The following is a 12,033-nucleotide window of genomic DNA, read 5'->3' as shown; positions in this document are numbered from 1 at the left end:
GAATCAAAAATTCCGTCAGGAGGAGGTTCGGGAAACAGGTGCAGGCGCGGCGTCCGTCTCTGCGACCACGAACGACACCGCGTAGTCGCGTTCGTCGCTGACCGTCACGCGCGCCGTGATACCACGGGCGGCCAGCCAGTCGGCCAGCTCGCCCGACGCGACCACGTACGGCTCGCCGCTCGGATGGTTGAGAGTCTGCAGCGCACGCCACGTCATCGGCCAGTGCATGCCGAGCCCGATCGCCTTCGAGAATGCTTCCTTCGCGGAAAAGCGCGTCGCGAGGAACGCGATGCCGCGTACCTCGGAACGGGCGCGGCGCGCATGGAACACGCGCAGCTCGTCGGGGCCCAGCACCTTCTCGGCAAACCGGCCGCCCGTGCGTTCGAGCACGGCCGCGATGCGGCTCACCTGGGCGATGTCGGTACCGATACCGTAGATCGCCATGTCAGTACGCGCCGGTGCGACCCGGCAGGGCCGGGTCAGGCATGACACGCGACGCGCGGGGGCACTGCATCTTCAGCGCGCGCCGCCGTGCAGCGCGGCAACGCGTGCGGCGACCATGATCGCCTTCATTTCGCGCACCGCGTTGTCCCAGCCCGCGAAAATCGCGTGCGCGACGATCGCGTGGCCGATGTTCAGCTCGACGATGCCGTCGATCGCGGCGATCTGCTGCACGTTCGTGTAATGCAGGCCATGACCGGCATTGACCTTCAGGCCGAGTTGCGCGCCGGCCTGAACGCCCGCGACGATGCGCTCGTATTCGCGCTGCTGTTCGGCTTCGTCGTGCGCTTCGGCGTAACGGCCCGTATGCAGTTCGATCACCGGCGCGCCCGCTTCGTGCGCGGCACGGATCTGCGTCTCGTCCGGATCGATGAACAGCGACACGCGCACACCCACGTCGGCAAGCTGCTTGCATGCCGCACGCACGGCCTCGAAGTGGCCGGCGACATCGAGACCGCCTTCCGTCGTCAGCTCCTCGCGCTTCTCGGGCACGAGGCACGCGTCGTGCGGGCGCACTTCGCATGCGATATCGAGCATCTCGGCCGTCACCGCGCATTCGAGGTTCATGCGCGTCTTCAGCAGCGGGCGCAGCTTGCGCACATCGGCATCGACGATGTGGCGGCGATCCTCGCGCAGGTGCAGCGTGATCGCATCCGCACCGGCTTCTTCGGCGGCGAGCGCCGCGCGGATCGGATCGGGATAGGTCGTGCCGCGCGCATTGCGCAGCGTCGCGACGTGGTCGATGTTCACGCCGAGGTCGATGGCGGTGGGCGTTGTCAGGAAGAAGCTCATAGGTTTTGCAGGTCGATCAGGATCTGACGCGTGGCAAGCGGCGTACCGCCGAGATAGGTGTTCAGCAGGAAGCGCATCAGCGTCTTGCTTTGCGCAACCGTCTGGGCTCGATGGTAATCGTCCTGCTCCATGTCGAGCAACGTCTGTCCGGAAATGACCGGCCAGTGCGACGGCACGTCGTCGTCCGCATTGCGCACGCCGCGCTCGGGATCGAACACGTAGCGGCGTTCAGGCTCGACCGCGCGGCGCGCGACCGTGCGGTTCAGCGCCATCGCGTAGCCGGTCTCGCGCAATAGCACGCGCTCGAACGAACGCAGCACCTGCACGGCGGGCTCGCCGTGGGCGAGGCGCGTGAGGGTCAACACGTAATGATTGAAGAGCGGTGGCTGGGGATCTTCGCGCGCACAGAATTTCACGAGCAGTTCGTTCGCGTAGAAGCCGCACAGCAGCCCGTCGCCGCCGAGCGGCAGCATCCCGCCGACCCACTCGGCGCCGGTGAGCGTACGTACTTCGGATTTGCCGGACCAGGACAGCAGCAGCGGCTGGAAGGTCTGCAACACGCCGCGCAGCGCGGAGTGCGGGCGCTTCGCGCCCTTCGCGACGAGCGCGAGCCGGCCATGATCGCGCGTCAGCACGTCGATGATCAGGCTCGTTTCCCGATACGGATAACTGTGCAGCACGTACGCCGGCTGCTCGGCGACGCGGAAATCGGACGTGCGAGACGTCGCGCGCCGCGCCTTGCGCGGCGGTTCGGGCGGTGCCGGCAGCGGCGCGTCGTTCGCGCCGGCCGTCACCGAGTCTTCGGTCGACGTCAGCGCGTCATTCGTACCCATAGGCGCGCAGCCCCGCCTCGTTGTCGGCCCAGCCGCTCTTCACCTTCACGAAGGTCTCGAGGTACACGGGGCCGTCGAACAGCTTCTCCATGTCCATCCGCGCTTCGGTGCTGATCTGCTTGAGCTTCTCGCCCTTCTTGCCGATCACCATCGCCTTGTGCGTATCGCGCTCGACGAGGATCGTCGCGAAGATGCGCTTCAGGCGCCCTTCCTCCTCGAACTTGTCGATCAGCACGGTGCTCGTGTACGGCAGTTCATCGCCGGTCCAGCGGAACACCTTCTCGCGCAGGATTTCGGCTGCGAGAAAACGCGAGCTGCGGTCGGTCAGCTCGTCCTCGCCGTAGATCGGCGCGCCTTCCGGCAGGTACGGCTTGATCGTCTCGAGCAGGCGCTTGATGTCTTCCGGCCGCTGCGCCGACAGCGGTACGAGTTCGGCGAATTCGCGCAACTCGCTCATCTTCTGCATGAACGGGAACAGCGACGCCTTGTCGGTCACGCGGTCGATCTTGTTCGTGATCAGCAGCGTCGGCATGCCCGGCGGAATCAGGTCGAGCACCTTCTGGTCGTCGGGCCCGAAGCGGCCGGCCTCGATCACGAACAGGATCAGGTCGACCGACGTGAGCGTGGACGTGACCGCGCGGTTCAGCGAACGGTTCAGCGCGGTGCTGTGACGGGTCTGGAAGCCCGGCGTATCGACGAACACGAATTGCGCGTCGTCGAACGTATTGATGCCGGTGATGCGATGGCGGGTCGTCTGCGCCTTGCGCGACGTGATGCTGATCTTCTGGCCGACGAGTGCGTTCATCAACGTCGACTTGCCGACGTTCGGGCGGCCCACGATCGCGATCATGCCGCAACGGAAACCGGTAGGAGCGGGAGTGTTCATATCGTTTGGGAGACTGGTTCGGAAACGGCCGCGCGGCGCGCGGCACGATCGATGGGCAATTCAGTGGTCGGCATCGGCCACGCGCGCCTGCGCGGCAGCGAGGCTCGCGCCGCCCGGCGGCGTATCGGAATCCGGTGCCGCGGCATCGCGTGCGCGCGCAGCCGCACGCGAAGCGGGGTCGGTACCGGCGGAAGACTTGTCGGCGGACGCGGGCGCGGATGCCGGATCGGCTGACTGGCCAGCCGGCTTGTCGGCTGCGCGTGCGGCAGGCACGGCTTCCGCGGGCTTCTCCACGGCTTTGTCGGCTCGCTCGGCCGGCTTGTCGGTAGCCGGCTTCGCCGCCCGTTCGCCCTTTTCCGCAGCCGCGTCGACATGCGCCGCGCGAATCGCGGCCATCGGCGCCGCGGCCGGCTCGGTACCGGTCGCAGCTGCCGCCGCAGGCGCCACACCGGCCGCCCTCGCCTCGCGCGCCGCCGCGCGTTCCTTCCGCTCCGGCGAGCGCAGGTCGAGCGCTTCCTGCACGCCCTTCACGCCCGGCACGATTTCGGGTTCGACATGCTTCGACCCGCGCGCGTTTTTCGAGCGCTTCGGCTTCGCGGCCAGCATCGGCGCGGCCGCCATCACCTCATCGAGCGCCTTCTTCGCGGCGGCCTGCTCGGCCGCGCGCCGGCTCGCACCGGAGCCCGACACCTTCACGTCGAGCTTCGGCACCGTGCATTCGACTTCGAATTGCTGATTGTGCGCCGCACCATGCGTCGCAACCACCGTGTAGGTCGGCAGCGCAATCTTGTGGCCCTGCAGGTATTCCTGCAGCAGCGTCTTCGCGTCCTTGCCGAGCGTGCGCGGATCGATGTGGTCGAGAATCGGGATATAGAGGCGCTTGATGACCCCTTGGGCGGCTTCGAAGCCGCCATCGAGGAACACGGCCCCGATGATGGCTTCGAACGCGTCCGCGAGGATCGACGGGCGCCGGAACCCGCCACTGCGCAGTTCGCCCTCGCCGAGCCTCAGCCCGTCCGAGATATTCAGGGCCTGAGCAATTTCGTACAGCGACTGCTGTTTGACGAGGTTGGCGCGTACGCGCGACAGATCGCCTTCGTCCAGCTTGCTGAAACGCTGGAACAAAAGGGCAGCCACCGCGCAATTCAGAACGGAATCGCCGAGAAACTCGAGCCGTTCGTTGTGCGTGGCACTGTGACTACGATGGGTCAAAGCCTGGCGCAACAATTCCGCATTGCGAAATTCGTAGCGCAGCCGGCTTTCCAACTGGGATAGGGGCATGTGCAGGAGTATAACGCGGGCGCCGGTCGGGCCGAAACGGCACGGCCGGACGCGAAAGGCGTGACGAGGCGGTGTTACCGCCGGTTCTTAAAGTAGTTCGGCAATACGCGACGCGGCCCGTGCGTCGCGCATTGCGAGTGAGTCGGTTGCGATCAGTTGAAGGAACCGATGCGCTTCAGGTCGCTGAAGTTCATCCAGATGAAGAACGCGCGGCCGACGATGTTCTGGTCCGGCACGAAACCCCAGTAGCGGCTGTCCGCACTGTTGTCGCGGTTGTCGCCCATCATGAAGTAGTGACCGGGCGGCACCTTGCAGATCACGCCGCGGCTGTTGTACGTGCAGTTGTCGCGATACGGATAGTCGTATGCGCCCATCACGAACGGCGGCACCGCCGGGTTGTTGAGGATCGCGTTCTTCTTGTTGCCGATCGTTTCTTCGAACTGCTTCGCGTAGTTCTGGCGCTCGTCGTCGAAGAAATCCGGCAGCGGCGTTTCGGGCACCGGCTGGCCGTTGATCGTGAGCTGCTTGTCCTGGTACGCGACGGTATCGCCCGGCAGGCCGATCACACGCTTGATGTAGTCGACCGACTCATCCTTCGGATAACGGAACACGACGACGTCGCCGCGCGACAGCGGGCTGCCCTGCGTGATCTTCGTGTTCGTGACCGGCAGACGCAGCCCGTATTCGAACTTGTTGACGAGGATGAAGTCGCCGACGAGCAGCGTCGGCACCATCGAGCCCGACGGAATCTTGAACGGCTCGACGACGAACGAACGCACGACGAACACTGCCAGGATCACCGGAAAAAAGCTCGCCGTGTACTCGAGCCACCACGGCTGGCGCAGCTTTTCGTCACGCAGCTTCGAACGCGTCTGCACGGCGTTTTCATCCGCGAAGCGCTTGTCGATGCGCGACTGCTGGCGATCGAACTCCTCGATCGCCGAGTCGGCCGCCTTGCGCCGCTGCGGCAGGAACACCAGTTTGTCCAGCACCCACGCTACGCCCGTCAAGACGACGAGCACAAAAAGAATCAGCGCAAAATTCATAAAAGGATCAGTCCTGTTATTTGTCTTCGACGCGCAAGATCGCAAGGAACGCTTCCTGCGGGATCTCGACCGAACCCACCTGCTTCATTCGTTTCTTACCCGCTTTCTGCTTTTCGAGCAGTTTCTTCTTTCGCGAGATGTCGCCGCCATAGCACTTCGCGAGCACGTTCTTGCGCAGCGCCTTGATGTTCTCGCGGGCAATGATGTGCGCGCCGATCGTAGCCTGGATCGCCACGTCGTACATCTGGCGTGGAATGATCTCGCGCATCTTCGCGGCCACTTCGCGGCCGCGGTACTGCGACTGCGAACGGTGCACGATGACCGACAACGCATCGACCTTGTCGCCGTTGATCAGCATGTCGACCTTCACGACGTCGGCCGCGCGGTATTCCTTGAACTCGTAGTCCATCGACGCGTAGCCGCGCGACACCGACTTCAGGCGATCGAAGAAATCGAGCACGATCTCGGCCATCGGGATCTCGTAGGTCAGTTGCACCTGACGGCCGTGATATTGCATGTTGATCTGCGATCCGCGCTTCTGCTCGCACAGCGTGATCACGGAGCCGACGTAGTCCTGCGGCATGTACAGGTTCACCGTGACGATCGGCTCGCGAATCTCCTCGATCCTCGGCGGCTCCGGCATCTTCGCCGGATTCTCGACCTTGACGATCGCGCCGTCGCTCATCATGACCTCGTAGACAACCGTCGGCGCGGTCGTGATGAGGTCCATGTCGAACTCGCGCTCGAGCCGCTCCTGCACGATTTCCATGTGCAGCAGGCCAAGGAAGCCGCAGCGGAAACCGAAGCCGAGCGCCTGCGACACTTCCGGCTCGTACTGCAGCGACGCATCGTTCAACTTCAGCTTCTCGAGCGATTCGCGCAGTGCGTCATACTGGTTAGCCTCGACCGGATACAGCCCCGCGAACACCTGCGGCTTCACTTCCTTGAAGCCCGGCAGCGGCTCGACGGCCGCCTTGGTCACGTGCGTGACGGTGTCGCCGACCTTCGCTGCCGTCAGTTCCTTGATGCCGGCGATGATGAAACCCACCTGCCCGGCCGACAGCGTTTCGAGATTGCGCGACTTCGGCGTGAACACGCCGATGTGCTCGACCGGATACTGCGCGCCGGTCGCCATCAGCTTGATCTTGTCCTTCGGGCGCAGCGTGCCGTTGACGATGCGTACGAGCATCACGACGCCGACGTAGTTGTCGAACCACGAATCGATGATGAGCGCCTGCAGCGGCGCGGCCGGATCGCCCTTCGGCGGCGGCACCTTCGCGATCAGCGATTCGAGCACGTCCTCGACGCCCAGACCCGTCTTCGCGCTGCAACGCGTCGCGTCGGTCGCGTCGATGCCGATCACGTCCTCGATCTCCTCGATCGCGTTCTCGGGGTTCGCGGCGGGCAGGTCGATCTTGTTCAGCACGGGAACGACCTCGACGCCGAGCTCGATCGCCGTGTAGCAGTTCGCGACCGTCTGCGCCTCGACGCCCTGGCTCGCATCGACGACCAGCAGCGCGCCTTCGCATGCGGACAACGAGCGGCTGACTTCGTACGAGAAGTCGACGTGCCCCGGCGTGTCGATCAGGTTCAGGTTGTAGACCTTGCCGTCGCGCGCGCGATAGGACAGCGCGGCAGTCTGCGCCTTGATCGTGATGCCGCGCTCGCGCTCGATATCCATCGAGTCGAGCACCTGCGCTTCCATTTCACGGTCGGCGAGGCCGCCGCATACCTGGATGATGCGATCCGCGAGCGTCGACTTGCCATGGTCGATGTGCGCGATGATCGAGAAATTGCGAATATGATCCATTCAGTGCCGATCAAGCGAAAAAGGCGCGCTCGACGACTGCAGAGCACGCCTTGTGTAAGTCGGTGAAAAAACAGCTTATTTTAGCCGAAAAGGCCTTTGCCGGGCGGTATTTCGGGGAGCCGTGCTCCGCAGTGCCCGGCCGCCCGGGAAAGTCCCGCGCGAAGCGACGCCGACCGGCGACATGCCAGGCCGCTCACCGCCGGGCCGCGAGCACGTCGCGCACCCGCGCCTCGTCGAACCGGTGACGGCACACTTCCGTACCGTCCAGCAGCAGCACCGGTACGTCCTCGTCGTAACGAGTGACGAGCGCTTCATCGGTGTCGATGTCGACGTAATCGACCGCGACACCGAATTCGGCCGCCACCGGCGCCAGAGCGTCGCACATGTCGTCGCACAGGTGGCACCAGCCGCGACCGTAGAGCGTGAACATCGGCGCGTTACTTCTGGCGCGGCCGCACGGGCACGAACTGCGTGTTGTCGCCACGCCGCACGAGCACCGCGACCGCCTTCTGCGGATCGAGCTGCGCGGTCACTTCGGCGAACTGCTTCGCGTTCGTGATGTCGGTGTCGCCGACGCGCAGCACGATGTCGCCGCGCTGCAGGCCCGCACGGGCGGCCGGGCCGTCGACGCCGTCGATCTGCACGCCGCTCTTCAGCTTCAACGTCTTCATCTGCTCGGCCGTCAGGTCGCTGACCGTCAGACCGAGCGAATTGGTCTGGCGCGGCTTCTGCGGCGCGTTCTTGCGCTGCTCGGCCTTCGCCGTCGTTTCGGCCGGCGTTTCCGCGATCGTAATCGGCAGATCACGTGCCTGACCCTTGCGCCACACGCTGACCGTCGCCTTCGTGCCGGGCTTCGTGTCGCCAACCATGCGCGGCAGGTCCGACGCCGCATCGACCGAGCGGCCATTGAACTTCAGGATGATGTCGCCCGGCTGGATGCCCGCCTTGTCGGCCGGACCGCCCGGCTCGACGCCGCTGACGAGCGCGCCCTCGGCCTTCGGCAGCCCGAGCGAATCGGCCACGTCCTTCGTCACCTCGCCGATCGCGACCGCAATCCGGCCGCGCGTGACCTTGCCCGTCGCCTTCAACTGGTCGGCCACGCGCATCGCCTCGTCGATCGGAATCGCGAACGAGATGCCCATGAAGCCGCCGGTACGGCTGTAGATCTGCGAGTTGATGCCGATCACCTCGCCCTGCATGTTGATCAGCGGGCCGCCCGAGTTGCCGGGGTTCACGGCGACGTCGGTCTGGATGAACGGCAGGTAGTCGCCCGTGTTGCGGCTCTTCGAGCTGACGATGCCGGCCGTCACCGTGTTGTCGAGGCCGAACGGCGAACCGATCGCGACGACCCACTCCCCGACGCGTACCTTGTTCGAATCGCCGATCGCGACGACCGGCAGGTTCGACGCCTGGATCTTGACGACCGCAACGTCCGTACGATCGTCGACGCCGATCAGCTTCGCCTTGAATTCGCGCTTGTCGGTCAGCGTCACGTAGATGGTGTCCGCATCGTCGACGACGTGCGCATTGGTCATCACGTAACCGTCGGCCGACACGATGAAACCCGAGCCGACGCCGCGATTCTGTTCGGTGTCGGGCGAATTGTCCGGCGTCGGCGCGTTCTTCGGGTTGCCGCCACCATTGCCGCTACCGTTGCCGGGCGCCTGCGGCAGCGGAATGCCGAAGAAGCGCCGGAAGAATTCCGACATGTCCCCGTTGTCGAAGCCCGGCGGGAGCATCCCGCGCGGGCCGCTGCTCGTCGGCACGTTGGCGGTGGTCCGGATGTTCACGACGGCCGGCCCGACCTTTTCGACCAGGTCGGCGAAGTCGGGCAGGCTGGCAGCGGGAGCCGTCACCGCGAACGCGGTATGCGGCACGAGCGGCAGGCAGGCAGACAGCGCCGCCGCCGCGAGCCATTTGCGCAGCGTGAGTTTCATCATGTCGGATGCCGTAGCGTTACTTGGAAGCCTTGTATTCTATGGCAGACGCGAACTGCTGCAACGTAGCCGGCGGCACTTCGCCGAGCACGGTGATCCAGTAGTCGCCGCGGCGCTTCACGAGAACGTTCGTTGCACCGGTGCTGCCCGCGCCTTCCTTGCGCGTATTCTTTTCGGCCGGCTCGATGAAAACCGAGATCGTCGCGAGGCCATCGGTGAAGACGGCCTGATCGACCGGGATCGGCGGCTCGCCCGCGTCGCGCGCGGCCATCGGCCGGCGCACTTCACGAATCTTCTGGAAACCGGCCACGCTCGGGGCGAGTTGCCAGCCCTGTGCTTCCATGTCGACCGTCGCGACCGGCGGGCGTACGACCGTCCAGCCGTTCAGGTTGCGCATGCCGGCCGCGATCGCGGCCTTGTCGCCGCTTGCGCCGCCGGTCTGCAATTGCGAGAACGCGATCTGCTCGAGCACGTGATCGTTCGCATCGAGCGTCTGCGAGCGCAGCAGCAGCCCCGTGCGCGCGTCGGCCCACAGCTTGTACGTGAAACGGTACGCATCCTTCGGCACGAGTTCGACGACCTGCGCATCGATTCCCGCCACGCGGTCCTTGCCGAGCGACTTCGCGTCGTAGACGGACATCACGTGCTCGCCGCTCGCGCCGAGCAGCGCGGGGAACGAATCGCGCGTCTGACGGCGCTCGACCACGCACAGCTTGCGCTCCGGCACGAACGTGTACAGCTCGTCGTTATGCCGCAGCAGCTTGCGCGGCTTGCCGTCGAGCGTCTCGATGCGCTCGAACTCGCCGTCGCGGGACGCGACGTGCGCGATGCGCGATGACTGCACATACCCGCCGCGCTGGTAGACGAACGTGCCTTCGTAGCTCTGCTGCTGCGCCGCCTGCTGGACCCGGTCGAGCCAGTCGGCGGCACCCTTGCGGGTCGCGACGGGATCGTCCGGTTGCTGGGCGCTGGCGGGAAGGGATTGAACGGACAACAGGGCGGCCGCGCAAAGCAGGAGGGCCGGCAGCCGCTTCCATCCGGAGATGGCGTGATTCAACTGCAATGTCCGCATCGGGTTTATTGGCCTGGCGTGGTGGTCACGGCAGCGCGGATCAGCGGCATCGAACCCGTGACGACGGGCTGCTGCGCGAATTGCTGATGCGCTTCAAGGTATTGGTCGAGGCTGGCGTCGCGAATGATGTTGACGTCTTGCAGGCCCGGCTGGGCCGATGCCTGCGCAACCGTCACGCGCTGCAGGTTGCCGCCTTGCGGCGCACCGGCCGACGCGACCTGGACGGCGCCCGGGGCACCGGCCGTCTGCATTTGCGGGACGACGATCCACGTCAGCGTGGCCGCCGCGGCAGCGACCGCGAACGCGGGCACGACGCGCCGGCGCAGCGACAGCAGCTTGCGCGCGACGGGGGCGGCTGCCGGCGCGAGCAGGTGCGGCTCGCTTTCGAGCGCGGCCGACATGCGCGCGGTGAAAGCGACGCTCAGCGCGGGCGACAGCGCGAGCTCGTCCGAGCGCAGCGCATCGCCGATCAGGTGGTAATCGGCCCACGCAGCGCGATCCGCGCGGTTGAGCTCAGCCAGAAACTGCCCGTTCTCCGGGCCATCGAACATTTCGCCGTCGACCAGCGCGGAAAGGCGCTCGCCGCGCGAGCACGCTTGTGACTGCGTATTGACCGACCCCATGATGCTCCCCATCTTGCACACCCCGTCGTGACTTCACGACTCTATCCGTAACTAGACCCCGACCCGCGTCGCTCCGCCTGTCGCGCTTACCAGCGCTTGCCTTCGGGCGTATCGAGCAGCGGACGCAATTTGGCAGCGATTGCCTCGCGTGCGCGGAAGATTCGCGACCGGACCGTCCCGATCGGACAGCCCATCATTTCCGCGATCTCTTCGTAGCTCAGGCCCTCGATCTCGCGCAGCGTAATTGCCTGGCGCAGTTCTTCGGGCAGCAGAGCCATTGCAGCGTTGACCGTCTCGGCAATCTGCTTGCTCATCAACATCGATTCAGGCGTGTTGATATCCCTTAGTTGGTCTGCGTCGGAGAAAGTTTCCGCTTCCTCCGCATCGGCCTCGGTCGAAGTCGGCGCCCGGCGGCCTTGCGTCGCAAGGTAGTTCTTCGCCGTGTTGACGGCAATTCGGTACAACCACGTATAGAACGCCGATTCGCCGCGAAATTGCGGCAGCGCACGATACGCCTTGATGAACGCGTCCTGGGCCACATCCTCGACCTCGGCGGGATCCCGCACGAGGCGCGAGATCAGCCGAATGATCTTGCGGTGGTATTTGGAGACCAGGAGTTCGAACGCTGCCTTGTCGCCCTTCTGTACGCGCTCGACCAGAGCCTGATCGATTTCTTTTTCACTCACCTGACAAATCCGTTAACTAGGGATGCAACGCGGAGCGTTATTGTAGCGTTCCCGCGCCGGGCGCTGGTTACGGTCCGTAACCGCGCCGCCGTCATGGCCGCCCCGCCGCGCCCGCCGTTCTCGCCAGCACGGATAGCGCGCTGAACGATGCGGCGTCGAGCGCATCGGCCGGAATCAGCAGCGGCCGGGCCCGCCGGGCACCTTGCCCGACCGACAGCACCAGCAGCAAGCTGCTCCAGTGCGCATGGCCCGTCACGCGGCCGCGGGCCAGCAGGCGCCCGGTGCGGCCAAACGCCGCGATTTCCCCGAACGCATCGATCCGCAGTTCGGCCGGCAGCCGGCGGGCACAGGCCCGCACAGCGCACACGGCCAGCAGCGCAGCCGTCACGGCCGACACGCATGCGCCGGCGGCAGCGCCCGCGCGCGGCGCCCAGAACAGGTAGGCCGACGCGGCAGCAGACGCGACGAACGCGGCCAGCACGACATACGACACGGCCGAGGCCCGCAACGCAAAGCGCTGCGGACGCCCGGCCGGAGCATCGAATGGACTCGTCAAGCGATTGCCG

Annotated in this window: 13 protein-coding genes; all 13 read right to left on the bottom strand. The window is 65.7% G+C overall.

The genetic code is table 11. From position 1 onward, the window contains the following. Positions 1 to 15: 15 nt before the first annotated feature. Positions 16 to 444: a holo-ACP synthase gene (acpS, locus tag BCO18175_RS18390; RefSeq protein ID WP_166957641.1), complete on the bottom strand. Its 429-nt coding sequence runs from the start codon at positions 442 to 444 to the stop codon at positions 16 to 18. A gap of 72 nt (positions 445 to 516) precedes the next feature. Then, entirely contained in the window at positions 517 to 1,293 is a 777-nt protein-coding gene (gene pdxJ, locus BCO18175_RS18385) for a pyridoxine 5'-phosphate synthase (RefSeq protein WP_031400031.1), read from the bottom strand. Then, entirely contained in the window at positions 1,290 to 2,126 is an 837-nt protein-coding gene (gene recO / locus BCO18175_RS18380) for a DNA repair protein RecO (protein ID WP_174983027.1), read from the bottom strand. The genes pdxJ and recO overlap by 4 nt, the downstream gene beginning before the upstream one ends. Next, a complete protein-coding gene (gene era, locus BCO18175_RS18375; protein WP_174915655.1) occupies positions 2,113 to 3,012 on the bottom strand; it encodes a GTPase Era in 900 nt (299 codons plus the stop codon). Before era ends, recO begins: the two co-directional genes overlap by 14 nt. Positions 3,013 to 3,072: 60 nt before the next feature. Next, a complete protein-coding gene (rnc, locus tag BCO18175_RS18370; protein WP_174983025.1) occupies positions 3,073 to 4,293 on the bottom strand; it encodes a ribonuclease III in 1,221 nt (406 codons plus the stop codon). A gap of 152 nt (positions 4,294 to 4,445) precedes the next feature. After that, complete coding sequence (gene lepB / locus BCO18175_RS18365) at positions 4,446 to 5,339, bottom strand: signal peptidase I (RefSeq protein ID WP_174983024.1); 894 nt, start codon at positions 5,337 to 5,339, stop codon at positions 4,446 to 4,448. Between the two features lie 16 nt (positions 5,340 to 5,355). Beyond that, positions 5,356 to 7,149, bottom strand: coding sequence for a translation elongation factor 4 (gene lepA / locus BCO18175_RS18360; protein ID WP_122944844.1), 1,794 nt, complete (start codon positions 7,147 to 7,149; stop codon positions 5,356 to 5,358). Between the two features lie 193 nt (positions 7,150 to 7,342). Then, positions 7,343 to 7,579 (bottom strand): glutaredoxin family protein, encoded by a 237-nt coding sequence (locus BCO18175_RS18355; RefSeq protein WP_174983022.1) that lies wholly within the window; start codon positions 7,577 to 7,579, stop codon positions 7,343 to 7,345. Between the two features lie 7 nt (positions 7,580 to 7,586). After that, a complete protein-coding gene (locus BCO18175_RS18350) occupies positions 7,587 to 9,089 on the bottom strand; it encodes a DegQ family serine endoprotease (RefSeq protein ID WP_174983020.1) in 1,503 nt (500 codons plus the stop codon). A 16-nt stretch (positions 9,090 to 9,105) separates the two neighbouring features. Further along, on the bottom strand, positions 9,106 to 10,158 hold the full coding sequence (locus BCO18175_RS18345; RefSeq protein ID WP_039348382.1) for a MucB/RseB C-terminal domain-containing protein: 1,053 nt from the start codon (positions 10,156 to 10,158) through the stop codon (positions 9,106 to 9,108). 5 nt (positions 10,159 to 10,163) lie between these two features. After that, on the bottom strand, positions 10,164 to 10,781 hold the full coding sequence (locus BCO18175_RS18340) for a sigma-E factor negative regulatory protein (RefSeq protein ID WP_174983018.1): 618 nt from the start codon (positions 10,779 to 10,781) through the stop codon (positions 10,164 to 10,166). A gap of 86 nt (positions 10,782 to 10,867) precedes the next feature. After that, the gene (gene rpoE, locus BCO18175_RS18335; RefSeq protein ID WP_006490873.1) at positions 10,868 to 11,467 is read right to left on the bottom strand and encodes an RNA polymerase sigma factor RpoE; all 600 of its coding nucleotides are present in this window, start codon (positions 11,465 to 11,467) and stop codon (positions 10,868 to 10,870) included. 91 nt (positions 11,468 to 11,558) lie between these two features. Beyond that, positions 11,559 to 12,023 carry a hypothetical protein gene (locus BCO18175_RS18330; RefSeq protein WP_174983016.1) on the bottom strand — a complete coding sequence of 155 codons (465 nt, stop codon included), beginning with the start codon at positions 12,021 to 12,023 and terminating at the stop codon, positions 11,559 to 11,561. Between the last annotated feature and the right edge of the window lie 10 nt (positions 12,024 to 12,033).

It is taken from the genome of Burkholderia lata (genome assembly GCF_902499335.1).
Classification (GTDB): domain Bacteria; phylum Pseudomonadota; class Gammaproteobacteria; order Burkholderiales; family Burkholderiaceae; genus Burkholderia; species Burkholderia lata_B.
The sequence above is the reverse complement of the archived record's forward strand: the minus strand, read 5'-3'. Positions and strand labels throughout refer to the sequence as shown.